The sequence below is a fragment of the Pseudomonas sp. MF6394 genome (genome assembly GCF_002018845.1).
GTDB lineage: Bacteria > Pseudomonadota > Gammaproteobacteria > Pseudomonadales > Pseudomonadaceae > Aquipseudomonas > Aquipseudomonas lactis.
Map to the genome: position 1 here is coordinate 156,275 of NZ_MVOJ01000001.1, position 26,296 is coordinate 182,570.

Genomic DNA, 26,296 nt, shown 5'->3' on the forward strand with positions numbered 1-26,296 from the left:
CATTGCCGACGGGATCGGGCTTGGATGTAGCAATACTTCAGAGGTCCTGACCATTTCCGACCAGAAGTCTCGCCCAGCCCACCGAAAAACTGTGGATGTGGGAGTACAGCGGGATAGTACATTTAGGTTTCGCAATCACGAAGCCAAAATGACTCCATCGAATTCTTCAGATCCAGGAGTTCTACCCTGTGACTGCAATCAGCGAAGGCTGCTCAGCCAATGCCATTTGCTCATTGATGAGCTTGAATGCGGTATAGCCGCCGGCACACTCTCCGCTCTCATCAGTTTTTGGCGTCGCCATGCATCCTGAGCTGCAAATTGGCTTGAACTGACAGCTATGACAGTCAAGCTGGCGATCCTGGCGCATCTCAACGAGGCGAGTCGGCAGGGCATCAGATACGCCCACAGCGTTGCGGTTGTTTGATTCGGATGTGAGCGCAGTACACGCTTTGTAGTAGCCGCCATCATCAAAGGTGTGAAACCGCGTATCACAAGCGCCAGACAAGCATCCATAGCCACCTCGCTGACCGCTGCGAAGCCGCCGGACGCTCTCAGTCAAGCCATCGAGAGGGGATATATGAAGATCTTGGTAGTGATCACGGGGTGTGGCGATATACCTGGAATAGGCCATTGCGAACCGAGCGATCCAAAGACTGTATTGGCGGTTGGTTACCCCAATCCGATCCCAATTTGTGATTGCATAACCTGTCCTTGTCAGCCTTTCAAAGTGAACGTGACGAACTCCTCGGGAGCGAAGGTAGTCGATCAGATCTGAGGGGTTCCGGAACTGTTGCATAAGAATTTTGGTAGTTGTAATAACCATGTATGGCTCAAGACCAGCGGCTTGCAGGGCTTCCAAATTGCGCCAGAACCGCTCCTCAAATTCGACATTGGACTCAGGCTTGCTTGCCTTGGTGCGACGAATAACCGGGTCCCAAGAAACACCTACAACACCATCAAAGAATTCCCTATAGAGCTCGGCCCACCGGAGGTCGAAGCTCATCAGGTTTGTCTGCAGTGAGAACACAACCTTGAAGCCCTCGAGATTCGAACGCAGGTATACAACGACCTTACGCATGAACTCGACACCAACGAGCGTTGGCTCCCCGCCATGCATTTGAAACAGTATGGTGCTGCCGGCCGTAGCGAAGGTTTTGACCTTATCCGGAATTGCTTCAATCTGCTCCCAACTCATCCGCTTGGGATTGTTTGGGATGAAGCAGTGCTCACAATGTAGGTTGCAGGCCTCGATTAGCCGCACGTAGACCATGTGATCGAAATCAGGGGCGCCGATACTCACTGAATACGCTCTATGCCATAGGTGTAAGGGTCATAGCCGTATATTCCAGCCGCCGCTAGATATGACGATGCCAGCCTGTCGCCATCCGGTGAGCTCAGAAACTCTTGGACATGGATTAAGTGTGATCGATATCCAGCGCACTCACCTGGTCCTGAATGCACCTGATGGGCTGTGATAGGGCAACCTGACTTGCACCAACTGCGGAACTCGCATTTACGGCAGTGATTTTCTACGTGTTCTATATGCTGGATTCTGATCCAGCCCTTTCGCGCAGGACTTGACTGAAATGCATCGATACCATCTGAGGCCTTGGGCCAGGCGTCGACTTCATATTCCATCCTGTCGGGGCACGAATTGAGAGACCCGTCTGGGTTAATTACGAGGAAGTCACGCTGGCAAGTACCGCCCCAACGCTCACCTGGCTGGCCGTTCAAAACACCGGCTATCGAGGCACCTACAGCATTGTTGGTAACACACGAGCCAGACTGGCGTATGTCAGCCATTGAAAGGTCAAATAGATCACGTAGAAATGTTGCGTGCTCCCGATTATCAGGACGATTCTCGTCACCGCCCTGGCTGTTGTAGCGCTCGATGTTGAAGTGCCGGAAGCCGTTGCTCTTGAACCACTCGTAGATCTCAGGCGCCCTGCCAAGCTCACCGCGGGTCGGTACCATGACTGGCCCCACTTCGAGGCCATTATCCCGTGCCAGCTGAACCTTATTCAGCCAGAGATCTACGTAGCGACTATTAGACCCGTCGATTGTGCGTCCCGAAAAGTCGATAGAGGATCCAACGAAGGCACCACACCGCTCGCGCAAGAAGTCCATGTGGCTAGGGCGCAATGGGATCAAAGAAGTTTGGATCGACTCTTGTATTTCGAGCCCGGCGAGACCACGGCGCACGGCATCTGAGAACTCAAACAATATTTCTGAGGCAAGGGTGAGTGGCTCACCGCCGTGGTAGAGGATAGAGACACGGTCGTGCCCTTCCCGCGCAGCAAGATCCCGGATCAGCTGGAGCGAATGCTCCAAGGTCTCCGGGGTCATTCGATTCTTATTAGACCTGATTTCCTCAGGCAGGTAACAGAAATCACATCCAACATTGCAGTAGTTTGTTGGCTTCAAGTAGACCTGGAGCATCAGGACACCTTGCTCAAGTCTGAAATGCGCGCGTGAGCATCCGCCGGGGTGATGCCAAGCTTCAAGAGCAGCTTATCAGCCTCCCCGCTGGCTACTGATTGCTTGAGCCTGGTGAAAACCATTTTCCAGCTCTCACAGTATCCAAATTTGCCACCCATGCCACGCTCAAACAAAACCGAATCCCGGGCACAACCACCTTCACACTCGATGAAATGATCACAGGACCTGCAGTCGACCGGAAACTTGATTTGACGCCGCATTATCTCTTTTGACGCTGGCGACGCAGCTAAGGCTGAAACGATCTCAGCTGGCGGGTAAAATTTCACCTCTATAGGAGTTGACCCTTGTACCTCGCCAGTCAGAATGTTGCCAAATCGGTACCGCTCATCACCAAGGTCACTGAACTCACTGCAATTGAATACCGAGCCGTCTGGATCGATGGTCAGAAACTTACCGCCGCAAGACTTCGTCCAGGGGCACAGGGTGCTCCGGTAGCCAGCAACCTTTTGGAGCATCTGATCTAGAGGGGTAATGTTGAAAATAGGTAGATCAGTGACCCAGCGATCGTAGAGATCTACCAACATCTGACCATACGTTTTGGGCTTGATTAGCATGCCCGAATCTCTAACCCGCCCGGCTGGATACGCATAGTTGAAACGAATGTCGAAGCCATATACGCCATAAGCCTTCGCCCGGTCATACATTTCCATTGCAGCTGGAGCGGCACCTTCATCGTACACACCGATGACAAGCGGTCGATAACCATCGCCAATCGCCGCATCCATCGCACGCCAGAACAATCTGTCGTAGGTGTCTGCCGATCCCTTTACCGTGCGGTAGCGCTTATAGGGGTCAAAACTGGTTGAGATACGACCTTCGAAGACGTCTTCAAAGACGTCTTTCCAGCGCGAGGACTTGTAGGCCAAAAGGTTCGTCTGAATGGCAAATTTCACTCCAGGGTGGCGCGCCCGAGCATACTCAGCACACTTAATGTAGAACTCTGGCTTCATGAGCATCGGCTCGCCGCCGTGCCAGATCCACTGCACATTAGGTGTAAAGGAATCGAGAAGCCGATCAAACATCTTCCGGAAATCGTCGAAGGTCCAACCTGCATTGCCATCAGGCGGCGCAGAGCAGTAGGTGCAATCTGCGTTGCAGTCCTTCGTGGGCTTGGCGATGATGACTGAGTACGGCACTTTTCAGATAACCTATGGTGGCGATCGCCTCAAATGAGGCGTTAGGGGTAGTAGCAGTACACGTCTACGAGCGAGTCCAGCTTGTTACGTTCTTCCGCGGTTCCCCAGATATCCGTCTGGACTAACCACATGCTTCCGCTATCGATAAGCCGATAAACGAAACCGAAAATACCGCTACCAGTGACTCCAGGGTCGTAGCCTCCGGACATCATGCCTGGCCGTAGCGAAGCTCTCGGGAGACCACCATTTGGGCATGAAGGCTTTATAACGCCCCAGCCATGCCTTACAAGGTAGGTTCCTTTCTGAACGTAGTTTGGAAGCAGGTCAGAGAGGAGAGCGTTGTTCTTCGATCTAACCCGGATATCGTCAACTGTCAGAATGTTGTTGGTCGCGATGCTTACGCTACCAGCCCCCGATCCAAGCACTAGCTCACCGTTCTGAGCGGTAATGGAGGGATTGGCCTTGGAAAGCTGAATATCACCGCCCTCAGCGATGGTTTGCTGACCCATGAGGAGCGCTGTCCTCATCCTGTTGTCCTCAGCATCACCAGTAGCGATACGGCTCAACTTCGAATCAAGGGCAGGCTCGGTACCAGGGACCCCAATTGTCGTCTTTACGGTATGGTTCGACGTATCCGTGATGGTGGTCGCAGGCAAGCCGTTGGCAACATCCCCATCCCAGTCCGAAATGATGTTTTGAGTAATGCTGAAGGTGTAATCGGTGCAAGAAGTATTGATTGCCGATTTGAATTTGTTTGTATTGGCGACTCCCGCCAACATTGGTGGAGCAGTACCTTGAAGCACGGTCCTGGCGTCTGTGCAGCTAGGACTCGCGGGCCAAGCTCCAGTCTTCATACGATATGTACGCACAGCATCCAAGAAAGTTTGCGTCTCCTGGATAGTTAGGCTGACACGCCTTTCGTTGATCGACTCCATTAGCTTAGGGACCGTAAACACAGCCATTAGCGCAAGAATTGACAAGACAACTGACAGCTCGATGAGTGTGAAGCCAGCCTGGGCTTTGCTTCTACTACGATCAGCGCGTTTCTTCATCGTGCAATATCCGTTTCTGATTAACAACCCAAGATGGGTATGCGGAATTCTTGATTCGTGCGGTAACTATCACCCGGGTCTTCCCGCCAACCGTTTCCGTTGAATAGCCACCGTAGTCGCTCTGCAGGAACGGTAGATCTACTGCCACGTAGCACCTGGAAGCGTCGAACTTCACAAGAATTTGGGTATCGAGGGCGTTCTTCGTAGGGAGGTGGTAGTTGGTGGTCAGTTTTGACTGAAGGGCCGTAGTAGAAGCCCAGTTGTCTAAAGAACCATATGTGTGCGTGTAGCGGCCCTGGGCATCGACAGATGTAGTCAGGGCTTTGGTTCTAGCGATCTCACAGATCTGCAAAATCATCTGAGCTTGCCCGATCGACCCCTCAACCTTGGCTTCAGTAATACGTTCAAGTGCTGGAGGCAAAATCGCCGCGGTAAGCACCGCGATGATAGCCAGCACGAAGATGATCTCCATGAGAGTGAAGCCCGCTTGGGCATTTCGAATTCTCACATCTGCTTCAACGCTGAGTTGAGGTTAACAATCGGCATGTAGAACCCAATTGCGAACATCATGATGGTGAGGATCATCATTCCAAAACCGAGCATCGATGCAGCCCGGCTAACACGGGAGGAGTATTCGAGGTAGTACGCCCGGAGAGCCTCGTTCAGATTCGAAAGGATCATGTCCCGACCACTAGGGCCCTGCTCTTCGAACCCCTGCAAATTCTGATGGACAATCGCGGGCCATTCCGGACTGTCAAAAACATCAGAGAGCTGTCGACCCTCTGTCAAACGATCCGCGGCTTCCAGATAAAGGCGATGACTGAGACCCTTCGATCGAACGGCAAGAAACCGGAAGCTCTGAAGGTTGTTGAAACCGCTACCGAGCAACAGTTGGTACGAGGTTACAAAATCGAGGCCCCGAGAAATCTTCATTCTGTCATTGATGAATGAAAAGACGGGCAACGTGCGGATGTTGTCCCAGATCTTCTCCCGAAAAACATAGGTCGCTGCGATTGCAGCGATCAAGAAGACGAAATACTGGGTGTATACCATGTAGAGGAACATGATCACTTTGCTCAGGGTATTAAGCTTCAGTGGAATGCGTTGAACCTCAATAAAGTCGTGCATTGTTCCGCCCGCCCATAGCGGGATTCCAATCATGAACACACAGCCCAGCACCGTGTAGAGAAGGCCTTGTTGCATGGCCTTCCCGAATTCTTTCTTGGCGTTGATCCGCTCCTGAATAGCCTTAGAAGCCCTGAAAAGGGATTCGGACAATTTGCCGGCCTTCTCGCCAGCGTCTGCAACCAGAATTGCGGTTTCATCGAACCGGAGTTTAGTGAAGTATTCCTTGGGCGTTTCGCACTGATCCAGTTCGGCATATGTAATACCTAGACGCTCGTAATCGACCGACTCTTTGATAGCCTTGCCGATCGTTTTACCACTAGCCAGCTTGGAACCAATCGCAGACAGGATGAGAACCTGCTCAACAGGTGGAAATCGCTTCTCAAACATAGACTTCACCGCACCCAAGTGATCAATCTTCACTTGCTGGATGAAGGCCGGGGGCCGACCGGAGAGAGTAATGGCTTGCTCGCGACTCTCAGCCTTGATTGACGAAGAGGTTTCGATGGAGCCGGACTCTCCGATGTAGCGAATCTGCCAGTAAGCCATTCTCTCAATTCCCGATCAGTTGCAGCGGTAGGCAACAGCGATTTGTGTGTTACCCGAGGCAGTTGCCGACTGGACGTTGTTGTTCGAGGAGAGGGCGGTTGCCATGTCGGCAGCCGTTTTGTCGTCAGTAGAGTCCAAGGTGTAGTTGATGGTGACGGTATTAGACGTCACACCAGCAACACTCCAGTCAGTGTTCCAAACGGTCTTGGCCGGCAGGCCACGCTCAAGCAGAAGCTCCTTAGTGATCGAAGTGCTGGAGCAGGTATTAGTGCGCGATACCTGACGTGTGATGGCCGACGGGAAGTCTTTCTCGAGTTGTGTCAACGCGGTGCTGTACTTGGCATCTTCCTTGTTCTGGAGCAAGCCAGGCAGAATGAATGCAGCCAGCATCGCCACGATAGCGATCGCGATTACGATTTCGAGAAGGGTGAAGCCCTTCTGCATTTTCAGTGCTTGATTCGACACTCGGTGTTGGCGTTTCATCTTGGAGTTGCCTCGGTTTCATGACTGTTTGTAAACGCAGATGCTGTGAGATAAATCTGCTACTAGGTGCTACGGGTACCGCCGAGGCGGCCATCCATGACAGAACGAGAGACCTCAGGCAGGACAGGGGGTGAAAAGAGCTCGCCCCATCCGAATGCCATCCCTATCGCCCTGTTGTTCGGGAGAGATCTGCACTGCAAGATTGTCTTGGATGTTGTGGGGACACGCTATCCAAAACACCCCTCCCAAATTCCATAGGTGTCGCCACTCAGTACAGGTCAGAGCTGTGGCTGAATTCGAAGATGCGAAGGTGTTTGTTGCCCGGCCGGATGTGACAAGCCCTTAGCCACATGCTGACTTGCCCGGCCTGCACTTAGGCGGTCAGTCAAATAAGGACGCAGATGCTTTTCGAGCTCTTCGAAGCTGGTGATGCCGGCCTTGACCAGGCGCAAACCATCGTCCCAGAGATCGAGGAAGGAGCCGTCCGCAATTGCGTTCCTGCGCATGGTGTTAGGCGGCACGCCAGCCAGGATTGCTTCCTGGATATCAGGCGTGAACTCAAGGATTTCCAAGATGCCAGCCCTGCCTTTCATGCCACCCGATTCATGCCCGCACTTCTCACAACCCTTGAGGTTGGCGCGATAGAGGCAGACATCGGTGTCCCCATTGAATATCTGGTTCAGACCATAGAGCGAAGCCTGGGCCGCAGAATCTTTTAATCTGTACTCAACCTTGCAGCCGCTGCAAAGTCGGCGTACTAGCCGTTGGGCTGCAAACGCAGAGGTGTTGGAAGCGATTATGTCCAGCGGGATGTTCATTCGCTCAAGTCGACCGATCGACTCGTGGGCGTTGTTAGTGTGCAGGGTAGTTAGCACCAAGTGACCAGTTTGAGATGCCTTGAATCCCAGATCAGCCGTCTCCTCATCACGCATCTCACCAACGTAAATAACGTCAGGGTCTTGCCGCAAAAGTGCCCGAAGCGCGTCAGCAAAAGTCAGATGTTTCCCGCACTCAGTATGCGACATCCCCTCATGCTGAATTTCAACCGGCTCTTCGATGGTGTGGTAGTTACGATCAGGGTTATTGCGATATGCATCAACGAGCACAGCGCTGAGCGTGGTTGTTTTTCCAGAACCAGTCGGCCCGGTCATAGCTATGAGACCGTTGGGCTGGTTACCTAGCCGTCGCAAGATGTCCTCGTTGCGCTTCGAAAGGCCAAGCTGCGGGAGGCTAGAAAGCTGGGTGTTGTTTCCGAGAAGACGCAACACTAGCTTCAGCGCTTTATCAGAGCCGCGCTGGACGGGCAAAGAGCTCAACCGTAGGTTGATTTTTTTATTGCCCGTCAAATCGAAGCTGAATTTGCCGTCCTGGGGAGTACCTGTTTCAAGAATCAGGTTGCTTCGAGTTTCAATCGCCACCCGGCAGATAGAGTCATGAAGGGTGTTTAAATAGGTTCTTTGGGTTCGAAGATCACCATCGATGCGATAGCGCACCTGAACCCGATCACCCTGCGTCGGCTGCAGATGGATATCGGTAGCGTCCTTCGATGCAGCTTCACGAATCATGTCGTCAATACGCTTGGCAGCAAGCTGTTTAGCTTGTTCACCATCTGCGGTGATGACTTCATCATCATCGATAACGGTGTTGCGTAACCCGTCTAGTTTGGCTGCACCAATGACGCCAACACGAAGCTCGCTATCGGTCTTCAGCTCCCCTTCGTTCTTTTTCTGACGGGCCCAAGCCAAAGCTCGTGAAATGGACCGCTGATCCAGAGGGTTGGTTAGAAACACAATGCCATCGTAAACGCAGTAGTTTTCAGAGGGCCCCGGTAGGACAGCTTTCCGACCCTCTTCAACCTCGACAAATGCAGGACGACTCAAGGCTGTTGCTACAGCAGCAACTAATGCGTCCTCGTTATTCGTCATCCGAGCAATGTCTGGGATGATCGACTCAACGGACTCAGACGGCGGTAACGACTGAGCCTGTGAATTGGTGATCTTCCCCTCGGAAACTAGAAGATTAAGAATTTTCTTCTGTTGAAGCTCAATAGATCGTATGTTTTCAGAGCTCATAGTCAGTCGTCCGCATAGCGCTTGGAAGATGTCCAGTCAATTGAAACTACCTGGGTTCCCTTAGGCCCCTTCAAATATGCTTTATCAACTGAGAAGCGAGTCAGAGTGAGGTCATAGACCTTCTCACCAACACGGAGGATCCGGTCGCCGTCATTGGTTCTGAGAATGATTGAGTCGCCGCGAACTTCTTGGAGAGAAAGGATCTTCTTCTCGTCGTCATCAGATGCCGGCTGCTTTTGTGGCTCTGGACGCTCTTGATTCGGCAAGGGTGCCTGTTGTAGACGCTGCTGATTGCCAAATGCGGAATTCGGCGTGCTGGGTACGGCCCCGCTCATGGTCGGCTGATCGAGCATGAAGGGCATCGCATTGGGGACGATTGGTGAGCCAGAACTCTGGAACGGGTTGGCCTCGGAAACTCGGCCCTGCTTGCGCACCTCTACGCCCAGTTTCTGGATGCTTTCCACCCCAAGTGGATTACCTTCATTATCAACAATGAAACTGGCATCGGACATCTTCTTATAGGTTTCAGCCATGTCGGCTTGGATCTTCAAGAGGTCGCGCTTGTATTCCATTGCACTGAGGGTCTTCTGACGGTCAAGTACCTGGTCAGCATCATCTGCGAAGATCGGACATGCAACAACAGCAGTGACTGCGATTACCAATAAGTTAGGAAAGAATTTCATCTCAGGTCCCTACAACAGTGATGTTTAACTTCATGATTCCGCCTGAGATCGTGTAGTCATACAAGAACGTCGGAACCTCAGATTGGATTTTTTTCACCGCTCCAAGTACAGCCCGCGGCGAGCCGCTTACTTGAGCCGTCCAGTTTCGGAGAGGCCCAGAATAAGTATTGGCTTGTTCACTTTTGGCTTGATCATCCAGAGCTTTGAAAGAAACTCTGTGGATGGCAGCGGTAGCACTAGCCATTTTCCATGAGCTTTCAAGCTTCGGCAGTACCGGAAGCTTATTAATGGCATCAATTTCGTTCTGTAACCCGTTATTGACACGATCTATCTGCTTGTAGTCATTAGGTAGCTTTCGGTCTTCACTCAGCGACATCGTCACTTTGAGACTGATGAAAACTACAGAAATCATCGCCAAGTACATGGCGCCGGTGAAGAGAGGCTCACCACGGGTGTTTTTGCCCTTGGCCCCAAATCTTTTCCGGAAGGATTGAATATTAATACGCTACCTCCAGTGCATCAGGAGATACAGTCAAGAGATAGGACATTTGGGGCATCAACTTTGATGTTACACCTGGAATCTTTCCCGAAAGATCCACTGCAAAATCAGGCCGCGTCATAAAAACATGCCCAGCTGTAAAACCATTTGTGTGCCCGGCAGCAGTAGGCGTAGATATCTTGGGATCGAAGGCAAGAACCTGATCTATTCTCGAAATAACGACGCCATCATTTGGTATGGTCTGAAGCCGTTCTTTCAACAGGCCCGCGACGCGCGTATCCAAGTCGCTGCTTAACTTCTTTTTCGTTGTGTATTCGGCCATGTTCATCGTGAAAACCGCATACATTGTGTAGTTGTAGCCAACGGCGGCGACAGCAGCAACGATGCAAATCGCTAGAGCGAGATACCAACGCTTTGTACGTTCGTGTTGCTTTTTGGAGAAGAGCTCAACTCGTGTAAACGCTGGCGTCGATGGAAGGATCAGGTCGGTGATGTCAACGCGGATTCTTGGCGCTGCGAGCAGATCATAGCCATATAAGTCCGCAGAGTAGTTGTCGATATACTCAGAGGATCGCTTGATATTTGCAGGACTGTCATAGTCCGTCCCATTCTGCATCTGCAGGTATACGCCACCTGCTTCGCTGGTAGGGAATACAACAACCTCGTGCCCCAAGGGCACAAGGTTGTTTGCAAATAAGAGCTGCCAGAGGCCATACACGTTTGTGCCGGGAAAATCCTCCCTTAACGTGCCGAGCTCATTCTCATCAATATAGATTGGCGGACGACCATCCGGGCCGGCATGCTCAATGACCGTGAATACTTCAGCATCACGGCCAGTTGCCAAAGCATCGGTACCGATAGCGTCACGGAAGATGATGACTTCTTCACCACCTATCTTGATCGGTATCCCTAGCTGAAGTTCTGCCATTACAACGCCCCTTGCACCAATGTTGGGGTTACGACCAGAACCAGTTCACGGCGCTCCAGAGAGTTGTTAATGCCTTGAGTGAGCGGATTAAGAATCGCTTTGGTCACCAGGTTCTGCCATGGCAACTGGCGCATGGCTTCGTTCATACGCTTTGTGATCAAACCACCAAGGTGCACCGACTGGCCCGAGGAAGTAATCAACTGGGTGCTGAACTCTTTAAGATTCACTCTCGGAGTATTGAACGAATAATCACCGATGTTGATTGTGTCCGGGTCATTCAGGTTGGAAATCACAGGCCAGACATCAACAAGCAACTGGTCATTATCAAGAACACGGACAGTAACGCTAAGCGTTACACCAACCTTCAGTCGGCCAAGCTTAGGGGTCACTGTTACGTTTCCGCTTTCATCCTGAGACTGTTCAACATCAACGATGTAGGTCAGTTCCTCACCGGCGTAGATTTGAGCTGGGACCCCATTGCGGACAGTGATGTTGGGTTGATCTTTCAGCTCAACACGGCCGTATTGTTCGAGGAATTTAACCAGAGCCGTTGCCGTTACCTTGGAGGAGGTGTAAGTTCCTTGAACGTTCCAGAAAGGGTCGTCGCTCTTAGGAGACGTGTTAAAGAAATTCAGGCCGAGGGGGTTCCCGCTGACCGTAGAATTGACCAACAGATTCCAGTCGATCCCCTTTTGCTTGCCATCTGTCAGGAGGACGTCATAAGCCTCGACCTGAACGTTCACAACCTTCGTGGACTCTTCGATTGCACGCTTAAGATATCGATCAAGAACCTTCATTTTTGAAGGCTTGCCGCCGGCAGTAACGATGCCTACAGACCGAATACCCTCGATGTACGCTGGTGCTTCATCAGAGTCACCCAAGCCGCCAATCATAGCTGGGAGTTGTACATCGAAATTCAACCCAGAACTTTGTTGGTTCGATGGGCCAGTGGGGGAGTTGCTACCGCGGCTTCCAGATCCAACGGCCGTACTATCTGCAGTACCCATTGAGCGCGTAGAACCGCCTTTATCCGAGGCGGCACCGATGATCTTTCTGGCACCTTCCATGATTTTGGTCCATTCGTCCTCAGACAGGGTGAAACCAATGATGTTGCCAGTGGACGTGCCGGTTTCCTTTGTGTTGTCTTCACTGTCACCGGCTTTGGCACCGCGTGTTTGAGTAGACGCAATCACGTTGTTTACGTTACGGGTCGAGGCAAAAGCTGCCAAGTTCCATTCACGCGTAGAGTAATTGCTGACAAAAATTCGGTTACCTTCGATCTTGATGTCGAGATCTCGAGTTCCCTCAATGTACTCGATGAAATCCGCCATCTGCATGCCATCAGCGGATACGTCGATAGTGTCATTCAGGTTTACCTTACCGCGCGGGATAATTGAATAACCCGGAAGTGTTTGAGCCAGGACGGAGCGCAGGGGAATCCCCTTCTTGCTCAGGAAAACCGGCTTACGCCTCGCAGCATCCTCCGTGCGAATCTCACGCACATAGGTATTGCCTCGAAGAGCCTGCATTTTCTCTTTAGCATCGGGCCGCAGGGCACCGTACTGAGTTTCAGGGGAGAATTCGAATTGGCTCTGGCAACCGAGCAACCCGGAGGCCAGTGTCAGTGCAAGTACAATATGCTTGAGCTTCATTAGCTGGCCTTACGTTACGGGCGATCGGTGAGGAGGATCATTGGAGAAGGGTTGCCACTGGCATCCTTCAAATCCCAAAAATATTGGTAACGGACTTTCGCGTCGCGAACCGAGGCTGTAAGACTTCGGAGTGCGACATCCCGAGCATCCGTGGAAACGAATTCATAGGTGCGAACCTCAAGTTCAGGCTTACGGCTGAAGTCAGTCTTCACACGCCAGCCATTCGGCATGATGCCGGTTACGATTTGCTTGATTGTTGCTGCCTGGTACTCAGCGGTAACCGTTTCGTTCATCACGACTGTGGGATCGATTCGCTCCAGGATCACCCGCTTATGGGCAGAAGACTCAATCACTTCAGCATTGTTTTCGGCCAGCATTAGCAGCTGGTCGCTATGAGCCTTGATATTGGCCACTGCTGCGACTTGCTCATACTTCAGGCGTTCTGCTTGTTGCTGAGCTTGTCGGTTAAGCGCTAGCGCTTGCTGAATCTCTACCTGCTGCGCAAGCAGATCGGAACGGCGCTTAGCCGCAGTTGCTTCGGCGGTAGCTTTAGCAGCCTCCAATTGGCGCTCAGTTTCCTTACGCGCATTCATCAGAGACTGCTTATTTGTTTCTAGGTCAGCCAGGGTTTGCCGGTACTTACGCTCCGTTTCAGTTTCCTGAACGGAAATCACTGGATCATCAGCAGAGAGATCGAGTTGAAGGCCGTGTGAGGGCTTTGTCTGCTGGTAGTCGACGGGTTGGTTGATGTTTTGCGCACGACCGGCCTCATAGGACCGATCGAACGGGGACAAGGCTTCGTTGCGTGCGAGGGCGCTGTCGCTGAACGCGCTATTCGCCGCATAAGCCGCTTGGCAGCCGATCATCAGTGCCAGGATGGACAGGGCATGCTTCACAAACAAAATCCTTTGGAGGTGACTGTTACCGTAATAGTGGAAGGCCAGTGCTCCAAAAACGCGGTTTTGGTTGGAACTTTTCGAAAAAAACCGGCACCCTTTTTGAGTCCCCGCTTTTGGTATGTCAAAAATGAGCTCTTCAGCAGCATCGAGCACTAAATCCGCGATGTTCCCATTGATCGTCATGTTGGCTTTGGTGATCGGTGGATACGCGGCCTACCTCGTCGAGATCGGCGAGGAACTCAACTACCAGGCACACGCGCTTGCGCCCGTCTGGTACATGTTCAAGCCACACTTGGTTACGCAGGTGATTTCGGATGGTGGCTACTTGGGTACCCTTGCTGCTGTAGGCATGAATATTGTCCACGCCTTATTGTTCTCGGCGGTGGCTTACTCCCTCGTAACCATAGGCTTTGCGAAAATCTATGCTCCACGCAACGATCAGCCCAATGCTGAGGAAATGGAGGAACCAGATCCGGCGGTAACAGGCATTTATCCTTGTGACATTCCTGGTTGCACGATGATGGTAATGATCCCGGATAGCCGAGATGCCAGCACTGGGGCAGTCATTCCTGGTGTTAAGGATTCGGACCCCTTTGAGCAATACTATTTGCGATGCGACCGCGCACCGGTCGCCACTGCTAGGCCGCCAGAATCGCCGATTGAAAAGCTCCAAGTTGCCATTCTTGAGTTACTCAAGGCTCATCCAGAAGTTCCGGCGAGCGTAGGACATCACCATGCTGATGCATCTCTCGGGGACCACTCCATAGCAATCTCTAAATCCGTTGCTGATTACATGCGTGCCAAAGGTTGGGAGGAGCCTCTTGCTCGCGTCGCCGGCCTGGCTCACGACATCGACAAGCTCCTCGCGTATCAGCAAAAAGGCCCTGGTGAATGGGTCAAACGCAAGGACGCGACCCACCACAACACATTCAGTGCTTATCTAGTCCGGCAACAGCCCGAGTTCAACTCGCTTGCCCCTGAGGACCGCTTCACGCTCACGATGGCTCTGCGTTACTACCACCACCCGACCCATCTGCCTACTAATGCAGGGGACCGCGTAGAGCGGCTCATTAGCGCTATCCGGCATGCCGACGGAAAGATTATTCAGTCTGAGAAAGCGGCAGGTATCGCTGCTGCTCAAGCTGCCTCAAATACGGTCGATCTTGTTGCTTCGGCAGTAGAGAAGTTCTTGAACGTGGCAGATATCAATGCTTACCGTGGCGGTCAAGATGCAGGCTGGACGAAGGATGCTTTCGAGTATGTGATCATGCCCATGTCACGCTTGATTGAGTCCCTTGATGAATTTTTACCCAACGCTCTTGCTCGTCAAATGCAGTTGGGCGTGGACTCACGAAGCTTCAGCCACCCGTCGATTCCCGTAATCAAGAATGCACTCGATTCACTAGGCCTTCTGATGTGGAAGGTCAAGGACATGGAAAGCCCCACTGCGATGTTCGACGTAAGGGTTGGTGTGAAACCATGGAAGGCCTGCGTGCTTCTCAATAAGGATCGAATCTCCGAATTGCTCCCAACAACAGTGCCTAAATGGGGAACCACCAAGTACGGAAACGTCAAAGTGCTACGTCCAACACTCGACAAAAATGAAGACGACAACGAAACGCCGGATGCAGACGCAACCAGCTAAAAGATTCTGCATGCGGAAACTTTTCCCCGGGGCAATCCCGGGGAAAGTGATCTTAAGGGGTGCTCAAAATCCGAAGGGCTGCCTCAGTTCTGACAACCCTTTCAGCACGATCTATCTCACCCATTTCGTTCCAGCAGTGATAAGCCTCTTCGTACTTTGCTTTTCGCTCTGATATGCGGCACAGGGTCGTCTGATACTCTGCCCCGGATAAGTAATCTTTCGCGAACTGCTTCAACGAATCGTCGCGACCGGTCTCCCAGAGAAGAGTGGCTACGGTATCGATTGCATGCTTTCTGTTTTCGCCACTGATGCCGAAGTATTTCATTCTGAGTTGGCCAGAATTATTGCGGCTAACGTATTGGGCAAGCATCCGCTCAGCGTGCTGGTACTTACCCATTAGAACAGCCTGGTCCGCGCCCGAGAGTTGGCTCCGATCCTGCAATTCAGATTCAGAGGGTGCGAAGAAAGGCTTCTCGACGTGAGCACAACCCGACATGGCAAGGACAGCCATAGCCAAAATGGAATAGCGCTTGATCATCACAATCACCGGAAATGGTTCACGAGCGAGTATGGACCTCCGGTACCGAACAAAAGGTTCTCGCGCGGCAGGAGAGATTTCAGCAAGGTCGGACGAACACCAAACAGCTTCGTTATTTCTTGGTACGAGGCATCAGGGGTCTTGAGCAGGAAAAACGTTGCAAAGTTCTTGAGCAGATCTTTGGTGACCTGGTCGGGCTGCTGCACACCACACCAGACGCCAACACCATAGCCTCGACCTTCCGTACCGATTCGGTTAAACGGACTTATTGGAGAGACGGAGATTTCCTTGATGTGTTTACCCTCGTCCGCAATGAGGATGTGAGCTGGAAATTTAGGGTTGAAGGCGTTGTTACGCTTGGTCTCCATTACCCCCATTGCGAATACCTGGCTTGCGATAATCCGCATGATCACTTGCTGGTGAGCTGGGCTCAGAGCGGTGAGATCATAGCGGTTGATTTTTCCCTGCCTCGGCTTAGACGGATTGCCGGTGAACAGCCTGCTATCAACCATCCCTTGGATGATTGCTTTGAGACTGTATAGAGTTTCCTTTGACCAATGTTCCCAGTCGCTACGGGCGCCATTTCGATTTGTGAGGGCATCGAAGTTGATAAGCTTTGAAGCATGACCTTTTAGCGTGTCCTCAAGGGTCGCTCGAATTTCGTGAACTCGCTCCTCAATTGCTGAATTAGGCTCCTCATCGATCTTCATCTTCCGGATGTCTTTTTCAGCCTGGTTTTTGGCCTGGCCAAAGGCCTTAAAGATGTCCGCAACGGTGGTGGTGTCCATTCCCCCAGTGAGGGCATTAAAGATCAAATCGATCTCACCAAGCACGTCGATCAAGGTTGGAGATTGCCGCGCCCAAGTCTCAGGGTCATCGTGGTCGATTCCTGACTTCGTGTAGACCGTCTTTAGAATCTCGATGAGGTAGTTCAGCTGCTTCGGGCCTGCCTGCGGGTTGAAGACCTTAACAAGCTCTTTAACGTACTCAATTGTACGCACGACTCCCCCACCCTCCTCTGTCCGCGGGACCTGCAGCGGATTGAGCGAGCAGCCGTCTTGGTAGTAGTTGAACTTGATCTCATTAAAGTCTTCAGGGTGGAGCATATGCCCCAAGCCCGTAGCCTCAAAGTTCGAATGCGCGAAGTCACCCTTAATGTCGATAACGTGTAGGGTCGTACCTCGCACATACACATTTGCTGCCATGTGATGGATCGTATGTGTCTTACCGGCACCCGACCCCCCAAGGAAAATGATGTTGAAATTGGTGACCGACGGATACGACCATATTTTGGGTTCGCCAGTCTTCGCGTCCACACCGATATGGATGTCTACGAAATGGTCCAACCCACTCCCGCGAGATACGCCTTGTGCTAACGCTGAAGGTGCGTGTGCTGAAGCTTGATGCATTTGATTTTCTCTAAGAATTTTAGGTCAGCGGCGATGCGCTGCGGAATTGAATCGCCCTGAAACCGGACGTAGGGAAACTTGCAGGTGGTGCACTTCAGCTCTTCGTTACGCAATTTGGCTGAATTACCTGGGGTGTCGGCAATCACATCGATTGACTCATCATCCCCGCATTCACACTCAACCAGGATGCCGCTCTTGCTCAACCGTACTGCTCGATCATCAAACTCACCCCGAACCTTGGCCAATGGCTCAATGTCCTGATCGAAACCACCTACGAGGTCGATGAAGATGTCGCTCCAAGCCTCGTCATGTGGTTTCTGAATTTCGACGCCATCAACCTTGGACTTCACACCATGTAAGACGTGAGCTAACTCATGGGGGATAACCTCTCTGATCATCACCTCGAAGTCCTGCATCAAGAATAAGGCCTGCAGGTTTAGCTTCACGATACCGTGGGGCTGCCCCCGTATCAGCATGACGTCTAGGTTTGATGAGGAGTGGTCGCTCAATGAGTAGTCGAACCGGAGATCGATCCACACGTCCTCACCAGGAAAGCCAACCTTCTGCAAAAGCCGACTAACCTCTTTGGCCGCATGTATCTCCCGGGCGTACTCAGCGTTGTGCTGATAAATCAGTGGGAATTTCAGATTCTCGTTCATACCCCAATAGTGGGACTGGACTGCCCCATTTTGGAGAAGTCACCTGGTCGAGGGGTGAAGCAAGCCGTAAATCTTGTCCCACTCAGTGAAGTCACCAACGTTGCCGGCTTTCACAAAACGATCCATGGCATCGACTGGACCATTCTGAATGTGCTCGATCGTACCGATGTCTTTGCGTGGCCATCTATTCTTTCCAACTGCGAAAACGGCCTTCTTGGCCTTCTCAATGTCGACCTCTAGGAGACACTCACCATTGGCAGGAATAGAGCCCAAAGGAGGCTCTGCGGGGAGCTCAGTTGGTTCGGGAACCACATTGACCAGGGATGGTGTGCCAGTGGTCGCGGTGCATGAAGTTGGGGTGCTCATGCGAGGCTTCATGTGGGCTAGAAGAGCAGTATCACTCAATGATGGATAAAGCAGCTTGGCTAGCCCCAGGCAGTGCAGCTGCAGATGGAAAATGTCGGTGTCGGATAGCCCAACCAAAATAGACCTAGCACTACCATCCGAGTCATTTTCGAAGGCACGTATGCTAAGTGGGAATTCAAGGTCTGTCTCAAAGCCTGTCACCCGTTTCTTGGGAGCACCCGGCCGAATAATCTCATAGGTGAAATTGGGGGTATCGCCGGCTAACCATGCATAGAGTGATCTCACTCCACCCATGTCGAGAGTTAAGGAGATTTTTTGCATATCATCTTGCAAAAGAAACGTGCCCTTAACCTTCCGACTGAACACAAGCTTCAACCCAACGTGAACCTTAATTGCACGGCCCGCCTCGAAATCGTTCCTCAAGTAGAGGGCAACTCCAAGCCCCGCATTACTGAAAACCTGGTAGGTGCTCAGATGTCTACCTGTTCTAGGCTTTGCGGGGTTTACAGGGTTAAAACTCCAACCGGCCTCATCCATTGAACCCTTCAGGTAAGTTCGATGGACTGTCTCGAAGTCAATCAGCAAAAGACCTCCTCCTCGCGAAGCGGCGCTTGTGGAACCACAGAAGCCCAAGCGCCCCGAAAAGCCATACCGAGTGTGCTGCTGCACAAAGGATGTAGAAGGACCTCAGAATAACGGTATGGGCGCGGACACCATATCTACTGTCACCGATCACCCAGAAATGGCTGCCCTTCTTGTACACAAGCACCGCCATCGTTCCATTAGATACAAGATCATTGTCGGAGCCAAAAGTCGTACCCAGCTCTGCTATCGGTTCTGACTTAAGCATCTCAATGCGCGCCCTGACTTGATCCCGAATGTAGGGATTGAATGCTGACGGCTCAAAGGTATCGCCTTGCCAGCAAACTAGACTACTTTCGCCACAGACCCGATCCATCTCAGCGGGCACCGCTACTGCCGCAACATTGCCCCAGGCAATGCTGAAATTCCAGCCTGGCAGAATTGTCTGCACAAGCAGCATGTGGAACAAAAGCGTTGTCGCTACCACGGTGCATTGAGCACTGAAAATCATGATCCGATCAAGCGTGCGCCATTGCTTCACGACCACCGTAACGCCGACCCCGAGTAGTGAGACAGCAGCCAGGGCGAGATTTAGGAACTGTGGGTTTACTGATGGTCCGAAGATCAAATGGGCAAGCGTGTAGTTTTCACCCTGATGCCATAAAAGCAAGACGACAAAAAACGCACCGAGTCCGCTTTTGGCGTTCAGTGTCCGACGAAAAATCATGGCTATCGATAGAGCAAAGGATAGGTAAATCAAGAGGTGAGAGTAATCGACGATCCAGTCGAAAATGTTGCCGGTGAACCAGTCACGGATGTAAGTGTACGAGAGGGAGAAATGGTCGAGATCAATGCTGCGGTCAGAGGCATCCTCGGTCCACATGATCTTGAAAAACTCTCTGTTAGACATTGGCAAGCGGCTTCTCAGTATGGGCGGTCACCTATGCTGCCGGTGAGGTCCTAAGATCGCTAGTCAAAATGGGGTAGGGAAAGTACAGGAGGCGTAAGGGCCGACTGCTCGGCCCTCGGTGCGTGTCCAGGTACACGCACGCCGGATGAGGTTGCGCCAGCAGAAGCAAGCGAGGAAGTAGGCTCACTTGCTTGAATACTGGAGCATCGAACCGCCAAGTATCGGCGGTAGGGTCTCGTTCTCGACGTTGCCCATAAATGAGTTACAGAAACTGATGTCCGCAAAGAGTACCAGTACGTGGTACCCAGGGTTGGCCATCTCGTCTTCTTGACTGAAGGCATAGTACCCAGTTCCTGGATGGTACCCGTGCAGCTCATTATTCCATTTCTCCATGGTATCGCGAACGAATTCAAGCGGCAGGGAGTCTTGGAAGTAAAGCTTGGGTGCCTCAGGCCGAGCAAGAATGCACTCTGCGCCGTAGCGAAAATGGCCCTCGAACGAAAAGCCTAAGTCTGTAACAAACTGGGGGGAATTGTCGCTAACGTGATCGTACATCGTGACACCTCATCGTCTGATTTCTGGGGCGGGCGCCACCTCCAATCAACCTCCAGAGGAAGATGCTTGGAGGTGACGCCCGCCCCTTCCGTCAGTCGGAAGAAGCGGGTCACCAATCAGTTAGAACAGCGCAGCCACGGCAGCTTCAAGAAAGCTCAAGGCCATCTGAAAAATGCCGTACACAACGCCCCCGATAGCTAAGTACCAACCGAGTGCCCGAGCCGTACGGCTAGAAGCATCAACGTCTTGATACATATGATAAAACTCCTGGTCACCGAGGTTGGCGGGGCCAACAAACAGCTTGAGTTCGGTCTCCTGGTTTTTAGGAATACCCAAAGCCTTTTTCGCGTCATAGTTCAACGCAATAGAGTCTTTGGTCAGCTGCTTTTCACCAGCTATGGTCGGTACGCCCTGGGCTCGGATCATCAAGAACTTACCGTTCTCAGCGTTGTAGATCTTGATCAGACCTTTACGGCTGACCAATCCAGTACGCCCTTTCCCAGTGCTACTACCAATGTGCATGTTTGAGAGCCGAGCAATACTTAACTCAGCATCAGCACCGCGTAGTGAGAAGCAATGCGTGACCTCAATGTTTTGAACCGGCTTACGAGCAGCAAAGTGCGTCTGAAGTGGACGTGGGTCAAAGACCTTCATGACCAACCAGAGGAATTTTGCTGCCTTGAGCACAGCTACGTCGAACATTGGGACCAGCTTAGCTTTGATATTTGCTTTCATGATTTTCTCCTACTGAGGGCCGGACCTCAGCTCGCACACCGTTTGGTGGCTAATGAATTATGGAGAGGACGCCGGCAGCGCCCCTCGAACATCAGTTAGTCAAAATCGTAAGAGAAGTCGTCAGACTCGAAAGCATCCATAAGAGCTTTAGATACTGGTTTTCTTCTCCCGCCCTTACTCGCAATGACTTCATCTGCTTCGTCGTCAAACTCAGCGAGATCTGCATTGAGCTCAGGCTCAGGTACGAATTCGTCTTCGACCTGTGCAGGCTCTTGCACGTCATCCACCGCCGGCACGCAACTGACCTCAACTGTCACGGAAGCAGGAACCACAAGTGGCTCGGCAACCTTGACGGGTTTAGATACAGCTTCGATCGGAGGTAGACCCTTTGCAGCACGTTGCTTGGCACGCATTTCACGCATCTGATCCCGCTTGGTAAGAGACCGGATGGTGTCCCCCGTGCGGGTGTTGTCGATGAAGTCGTGTTGGGCAAGAACTTGAAGGAAAGCTTTGAGGCAATATTGGTGGTCCTCATCGGCGTCCATCATTCTCAACCGAACGTCTAGGACGATAATTGAGTTGATGACCAACCAGGAGCAAGGGTCATGGAACAGCGGTTCGATTGCAGACCTCGCGGAGGTCAGCACAAGCTGCTTATTCAGATCCCGGAAAAGGCTGCCCTTCTCCCCATAACATTTGGCGCCTTTGAATGGCTTACCAACGCGCCGGTATTGAAACCCGAACGTGTCGTTTAACCACTGCCCATTCTTCACGAGAGGTTCGAGCCCTAGAGCCTTTTCCAATCGCTCAATCGTTGCGTTGTCAGATCGAGTATCAGATGTGGCCATAACCTCAGCCACGTTTTCCTTATCAACCTGAACAGCACCGGGCAGATATCCAGAGGTCGACCACAGAGCCTTACGATCAAAAACCAGCCGGGTGGCGGTAGCTTTTCGGTCGGACTGTTTTCTAACGGATGGTGTGCGAATTACTTCGCCGAACAGATCAGTTTGCATAGCGCGCTCCAAATTGGGCGCACCACTCCCCTAACGGGTGTGGTGGCCCGTCAGGGGTGGGAAGTTTCGAAATTTAGAAGTAGAAAGCGAGCGAACCGGGGTTAGCGGTTTGCTGGGCAGATACGCTTGATTCAACGGCCGGGACCGCCTGCTCTAGCTTCACATCAGCAGCTTGTGCAGCTACGGCTGGAGCCGCAGCTTCTTCAACAGGAGCAGCCACAGAAGTGACTTCAGTTGTTGTCGAGGCAACCGCGGGGGCGGTCGCTACATTTTGCTGTTGAGCTACATCGCCCTGGACAGGAGCGCTTGCAGTGTTGCCCTGGGGAGCCGAGGCACCCAACAAGGTTTGCTGCGCTGTACTCACAACAGAGATCAATGGCAAGCCTTTGGTCAGGTGATCAACGACTTTCCGTTGGTCACGTAATGCAAGCAGGCACTGTTCAAAGTTGGTGAACTCAGGAGCACTCATGAACCCAGACTCAGGCAGCTTTTCCAACTCAGCCGAAAGGGCGTCGTGGAGCGGCTTGATCAGCGGATGAATGAAGGCCAGCGGAACCAGCTTTTCAGTCATCGCTTTAGCACGACGAATCGTGCGAGGGTTCAATTTGATCTCGCCAGTGCTAGTGGTCCGATCCTTACTGTCTACAAGCTTCCAAATTGCATACGCTTCAGCACAAACATGCTGAACGCAGGCACCCATCACCCCTTCACGAAGAGCCACAACGCTGTCGCGCTGGGCCTTGTAAAGCTTGGTATTAAAGTTCGCATCGTCCAGCTGGATAATGTGAACGCTGTACGCAAAGGTGAGGTTCTTAGCTACTTCCTCCCACGTTGGTTGACGCTTGACCAGTGCTGCCATCAGTTTCGAGACAGTGAGTTGATCTGCGCCACCTTTAATTGCTTTGGCACCCAATTCGAGCAAGTGCTTTCGGCACATGTCGGTGTAGCGCGCCTCATCAGTTGCCAACAGCTCATCCCATTTAACTTCCAATGCATCAAGTTCTTCTGCCTTCTCAACTGCCGAAGCGATGGTGTTAATACCGCCGAGATCAGTTTTGATGGAGCCGAGCTTGTCCAGCACCTCTTCCGCTTGTTCGCGAATGCGGTGGTATGGACGCAGAAAGTCCTTAGGGAAGATTTTCTCACAGAGCAGTTTACGTGCCTCCTTCGGCAGCTCTCCAACCACAACGTCAATGTCTTTCATGTCGATCTGACGATCTTCAGAAATGCACTTGATTTGATGATTTAGAACAGCAACCTCAGTTTCAGCAGTTTGAGCAACGATCTGAACAGAGCTGTTTACGTTTGCAATAGTCATGGTATTTCTCTCGCACCCGCCGGACCACGGGGCAAATTTAATTAACACCCGGGGCCGGAGCCGGGTGTGTATCGAGCAATAAACTCGAGCAAACACCCGGCGTAAGCCGGATGTTTGATCCAGCTCACTAGGAGGAGAAGAGGCCCGATATCGGGCCTCCCTGACTTATTGGCCGAAGCCGAATTCGTCAGGTTTAACGGTATGACTAAAGCGAGCCTGTGCGTTAAGTCCGATCGAGAACCACTCGGTGAGGAGAGGGAATCGCTCGAACTCTGGTGGGGTCAGTGCTCCCGGAGGGGCATTGAATCCAGCATTGCACGCTGCACAGATAGCGGCCTTTTCATCAGGCGCGCCACCGTTAGGAGCTATGTTCGTTAATGCGCTTACAGCGGTATCTACTAGGTCCATGATGGATCTCACTCCCGCCGTGTCGGGGTATTTGGTTTTCAAACACCTGGTCACGGGGCCAGGTGGAATCGAGATCGATGTCTCGAAAATCACCCAGCTAGGTCTGCCCGAAGGCCGTCCTGGTTGAGATAAGGCTCTAGAGAGCCTTCAGCTTCACTTCGCGGATTTCTCAGCGAGACGCTTAGCTGCTTCTTCCTTTTGATCGCGCTCACAAGCGGCTTTCCACCCAGCATTCCAGCCTTTCAGCAGAACAGGAGTGGTTTTAATCACGTCCGGTGCACCCCATGGATAACCATGGAAACCAGCTGAGTAACCGTGACCCTCTACTGTTTCCAGAGAGATTTCACCGGGCTCTAAAACGTGATCATTGAACGCCGAAATTGCTACTTCGACGTAGTCGTAGTTGATTAGACCGGACATAACTTCCTCGCACCCTAGTTGGGGCATTTATGAAAAACGCCCAGGGCTACCCGGGCGTTCTGAGGCAAGACCTCGGAATACCCAGGTGGGTACAGTGATTGTTACATCAACAGTTTTCTGGCTTCAGCCAGTAGAACAGGTGTTACCTCAACACTCGAAGCTGCTACTGCATATGGGATACGAGCCTCAGTGAGCCAGTCTGTACGGACCTTTTCTCCAATGACCAGATACACCACACGAACACCACTGCTTTCGCAGAAGCGGGTCATTTCAACAGCCTTGGCAACGTTGCCAGGGGCACCATCCGTGAGGACAAACATCACCTTACGGTTGGCTTCGTGGCACACCAGTCGACGCCCTGCATGGAATACAGCCTCTCCAATAGGGGTGTGACCGCCGCCCGCCACTTTCCTGAGTCCGCCAATGCGGTTGATTGCAGTTTTAGAGGAATCGCCGAAGCAGCGAGCCATAGAAATCAGCTCGCCGCCTTTAGGTGCGAACCCAAGAATCTCGCGAGGGCAACCGATCTGGTCGAAGACCTTCTCAAGGAGCATCACGGATTCAAGGATCGAACGAAGAGTGCTTGGAGCCTCAGCGGCCTCAAACTGGTCCTTCTCACCTTTGGCGAAATCTTTATCGGCTTTATCCTGAGTAGAGCTGGATAGGTCGACAACAATTGAGATTGCGGTAGTAGGACGTTGAGCTTCCTCACTTTGAGTGAAAACGCGAACATCGCCCAGGCCTACACGGTAGAGATGGTTTTGCCCCAGCTGACCGCGAGTAGTCGTAAACGACTCTGCTTCCTGCTGTTGCATCAGTAAGCCTTTCAGCTTACTAGCTAGCACTTGAGACCTACGCCCCAAACGCTTTTCCATATCGCGGGCCTCAGAAATGTCTTCGGGGCATACCGTCATCCCGTCGACCTTCTCCTTGTTGCCAGCGCCTCCACCGAAGCCCTTACCTGCTTTACCTGGTGCTTGATCCAGTTTGCCGTCAATGACGCAATCAGGAGCCAGCGATTGGCCTTTGTAGTCAGGGTTGGTACCGCTTTGTACAGACTTGGAGACAGACTTGACGGCGTCACCGTCGTCAAATACTTCTTTGTCGCCGAGGCCAGTGGTATTGAGAATCTCGTCAACGATTGATTTCAGGGAGCGACCATCAGCCGCCTGTGAACCGCCGGTTTGACCCGCATTACCATCAGTTGTACCAGCCTGTGTACCAGTTTGGCCATCAGGCCCAGTAGCGCCATTACCTGGGGACTGCTCATCACCATTGCCTTTCCCGCTGTCAGCACCATCACTGTCCTGAGACTGTTTTGGGTCCTGGCCGCCGTCTTTGCTCGGTTCAGATGGATCCTCAGGTTCCAAATCGCCAGTGGTACCTTCAGTGCCACCGTCCTGTTTGGGCTCCCCATTCGAACCTGAATCGTCAGCAGGTGATGATTGCTCACCTCCCTTCGACTCCTCAGGTTGACCCTCATCCTTCTTCTCTTCATCTTCACCAAGCGCTTTCAGCATCGCAATGATCCGCAGCGTCAAGCTGCCAGCATCTTGAGTTGATTGCACATTTGGGAATTCGTTGATCAGAATTTCATTGAGATTGCCACGAACGTGATCAGCATGAGCACCGAAGTGCTTATTGAAGTTAGCCTCGATTACCGCGAACGGGTCACGATACTCACTCCACCGATCGGTACGTAAGTAGCAAAGGGAATAGCAGGCAACCGCTTCAGCAACAGAATTGCTGCCGTCACGGAATCGCTTGCGTTCAAACAGGATGCTCGCCTTACGCCGGAAATAGATTTCGGCTTCTCGGGTCGCTTGTGCTTGTTTGTACTCCATGTAGACGTCGTCCAATGCATTGAGCAGGAAGCGGGCGAAATCGCCATGCTTCGCAGCAAATGCCTGGAAGAAAACCACATCAGAGAATTGGATGTGCCCAACCTCGTGGAAGCCAAAGGCTTTCGTAAGGTCAAGATCATCTTTAGTCAGGTTCATAGGCAGGCTTGGAAGGTAGACACGTCGACCGTCCGTACGGGGTTGCTCATCCTTACCAAAGACGAACTCGATCCCCGAGTTTGAAGCCAAGACCCGAAAGAACGAGATCCAGCCTTGAGTGATTGCATTTTTGCTGAAGTTCATCATTGCAGACATGG

25 protein-coding genes are annotated in these 26,296 nt (G+C 52.1%); 1 reads left to right on the top strand and 24 read right to left on the bottom strand.

What is annotated here, in order from left to right:
- Positions 1-181: 181 nt before the first annotated feature.
- The 13 genes from MF6394_RS00845 to MF6394_RS00905 all read right to left on the bottom strand — a co-directional run bounded on the left by MF6394_RS00845 (position 182) and on the right by MF6394_RS00905 (position 13,574).
- Positions 182-1,300: a radical SAM protein gene (locus tag MF6394_RS00845; RefSeq protein ID WP_078465844.1), complete on the bottom strand. Its 1,119-nt coding sequence runs from the start codon at positions 1,298-1,300 to the stop codon at positions 182-184.
- Positions 1,297-2,439, bottom strand: a complete 1,143-nt coding sequence (locus MF6394_RS00850; protein WP_078465845.1) for a radical SAM/SPASM domain-containing protein — start codon at positions 2,437-2,439, stop codon at positions 1,297-1,299. Before MF6394_RS00850 ends, MF6394_RS00845 begins: the two co-directional genes overlap by 4 nt.
- On the bottom strand, positions 2,439-3,635 hold the full coding sequence (locus tag MF6394_RS00855) for a radical SAM protein (protein WP_238597267.1): 1,197 nt from the start codon (positions 3,633-3,635) through the stop codon (positions 2,439-2,441). The genes MF6394_RS00850 and MF6394_RS00855 overlap by 1 nt, the downstream gene beginning before the upstream one ends.
- A 41-nt stretch (positions 3,636-3,676) precedes the next feature.
- Positions 3,677-4,687 carry a type II secretion system protein gene (locus MF6394_RS00860; protein ID WP_078465846.1) on the bottom strand — a complete coding sequence of 337 codons (1,011 nt, stop codon included), beginning with the start codon at positions 4,685-4,687 and terminating at the stop codon, positions 3,677-3,679.
- On the bottom strand, positions 4,671-5,195 hold the full coding sequence (locus MF6394_RS00865) for a type II secretion system protein (protein WP_078465847.1): 525 nt from the start codon (positions 5,193-5,195) through the stop codon (positions 4,671-4,673). Before MF6394_RS00865 ends, MF6394_RS00860 begins: the two co-directional genes overlap by 17 nt.
- Positions 5,192-6,361, bottom strand: coding sequence for a type II secretion system F family protein (locus tag MF6394_RS00870; protein ID WP_011922843.1), 1,170 nt, complete (start codon positions 6,359-6,361; stop codon positions 5,192-5,194). Before MF6394_RS00870 ends, MF6394_RS00865 begins: the two co-directional genes overlap by 4 nt.
- Positions 6,362-6,376: 15 nt before the next feature.
- Complete coding sequence (locus MF6394_RS00875) at positions 6,377-6,844, bottom strand: type II secretion system protein (RefSeq protein WP_078465848.1); 468 nt, start codon at positions 6,842-6,844, stop codon at positions 6,377-6,379.
- A gap of 278 nt (positions 6,845-7,122) precedes the next feature.
- Positions 7,123-8,916, bottom strand: a complete 1,794-nt coding sequence (locus MF6394_RS00880; protein ID WP_078465849.1) for a GspE/PulE family protein — start codon at positions 8,914-8,916, stop codon at positions 7,123-7,125.
- 2 nt (positions 8,917-8,918) lie between these two features.
- Positions 8,919-9,599: a hypothetical protein gene (locus MF6394_RS00885; RefSeq protein WP_078465850.1), complete on the bottom strand. Its 681-nt coding sequence runs from the start codon at positions 9,597-9,599 to the stop codon at positions 8,919-8,921.
- Position 9,600: 1 nt separating this feature from the next.
- Complete coding sequence (locus MF6394_RS00890; RefSeq protein ID WP_153045957.1) at positions 9,601-10,017, bottom strand: hypothetical protein; 417 nt, start codon at positions 10,015-10,017, stop codon at positions 9,601-9,603.
- Positions 10,018-10,096: 79 nt separating this feature from the next.
- Positions 10,097-11,026: a hypothetical protein gene (locus MF6394_RS00895; protein WP_011922838.1), complete on the bottom strand. Its 930-nt coding sequence runs from the start codon at positions 11,024-11,026 to the stop codon at positions 10,097-10,099.
- The gene (locus MF6394_RS00900; protein ID WP_078465852.1) at positions 11,026-12,678 is read right to left on the bottom strand and encodes a type II secretion system protein GspD; all 1,653 of its coding nucleotides are present in this window, start codon (positions 12,676-12,678) and stop codon (positions 11,026-11,028) included. Before MF6394_RS00900 ends, MF6394_RS00895 begins: the two co-directional genes overlap by 1 nt.
- Positions 12,679-12,692: 14 nt before the next feature.
- Positions 12,693-13,574 carry a hypothetical protein gene (locus MF6394_RS00905; RefSeq protein WP_078466144.1) on the bottom strand — a complete coding sequence of 294 codons (882 nt, stop codon included), beginning with the start codon at positions 13,572-13,574 and terminating at the stop codon, positions 12,693-12,695.
- A 130-nt stretch (positions 13,575-13,704) separates the two neighbouring features.
- Here MF6394_RS00905 and MF6394_RS00910 point away from each other — a divergent pair, with 130 nt between their 5' ends.
- Complete coding sequence (locus MF6394_RS00910) at positions 13,705-15,222, top strand: HD domain-containing protein (RefSeq protein WP_238597268.1); 1,518 nt, start codon at positions 13,705-13,707, stop codon at positions 15,220-15,222.
- Positions 15,223-15,274: 52 nt separating this feature from the next.
- Here MF6394_RS00910 and MF6394_RS00915 read toward each other — a convergent pair whose 3' ends face one another.
- The 11 genes from MF6394_RS00915 to MF6394_RS00965 form a co-directional block, all read right to left on the bottom strand.
- Positions 15,275-15,760, bottom strand: coding sequence for a hypothetical protein (locus MF6394_RS00915; protein ID WP_078466145.1), 486 nt, complete (start codon positions 15,758-15,760; stop codon positions 15,275-15,277).
- Between the two features lie 5 nt (positions 15,761-15,765).
- The gene (locus tag MF6394_RS00920; protein WP_011922833.1) at positions 15,766-17,106 is read right to left on the bottom strand and encodes a type IV secretion system DNA-binding domain-containing protein; all 1,341 of its coding nucleotides are present in this window, start codon (positions 17,104-17,106) and stop codon (positions 15,766-15,768) included.
- A gap of 26 nt (positions 17,107-17,132) precedes the next feature.
- Entirely contained in the window at positions 17,133-17,828 is a 696-nt protein-coding gene (locus tag MF6394_RS00925) for a hypothetical protein (protein ID WP_078465854.1), read from the bottom strand.
- 39 nt (positions 17,829-17,867) lie between these two features.
- Positions 17,868-18,779 carry a hypothetical protein gene (locus MF6394_RS00930; protein ID WP_078465855.1) on the bottom strand — a complete coding sequence of 304 codons (912 nt, stop codon included), beginning with the start codon at positions 18,777-18,779 and terminating at the stop codon, positions 17,868-17,870.
- On the bottom strand, positions 18,769-19,686 hold the full coding sequence (locus MF6394_RS00935; protein WP_078465856.1) for a hypothetical protein: 918 nt from the start codon (positions 19,684-19,686) through the stop codon (positions 18,769-18,771). Before MF6394_RS00935 ends, MF6394_RS00930 begins: the two co-directional genes overlap by 11 nt.
- A 183-nt stretch (positions 19,687-19,869) precedes the next feature.
- The gene (locus MF6394_RS00940; protein WP_078465857.1) at positions 19,870-20,241 is read right to left on the bottom strand and encodes a hypothetical protein; all 372 of its coding nucleotides are present in this window, start codon (positions 20,239-20,241) and stop codon (positions 19,870-19,872) included.
- Positions 20,242-20,361: 120 nt separating this feature from the next.
- Complete coding sequence (locus MF6394_RS00945; protein ID WP_011922828.1) at positions 20,362-20,976, bottom strand: hypothetical protein; 615 nt, start codon at positions 20,974-20,976, stop codon at positions 20,362-20,364.
- Between the two features lie 95 nt (positions 20,977-21,071).
- Positions 21,072-21,992, bottom strand: coding sequence for a hypothetical protein (locus MF6394_RS00950; protein WP_102047736.1), 921 nt, complete (start codon positions 21,990-21,992; stop codon positions 21,072-21,074).
- Positions 21,993-22,065: 73 nt separating this feature from the next.
- Positions 22,066-23,310, bottom strand: a complete 1,245-nt coding sequence (locus tag MF6394_RS00955) for a DUF3150 domain-containing protein (protein WP_078465858.1) — start codon at positions 23,308-23,310, stop codon at positions 22,066-22,068.
- Positions 23,311-23,871: 561 nt separating this feature from the next.
- Positions 23,872-24,138, bottom strand: coding sequence for a hypothetical protein (locus MF6394_RS00960; RefSeq protein ID WP_078465859.1), 267 nt, complete (start codon positions 24,136-24,138; stop codon positions 23,872-23,874).
- A 101-nt stretch (positions 24,139-24,239) separates the two neighbouring features.
- Positions 24,240-26,294: a hypothetical protein gene (locus tag MF6394_RS00965; protein ID WP_161952144.1), complete on the bottom strand. Its 2,055-nt coding sequence runs from the start codon at positions 26,292-26,294 to the stop codon at positions 24,240-24,242.
- Positions 26,295-26,296: the final 2 nt, after the last annotated feature.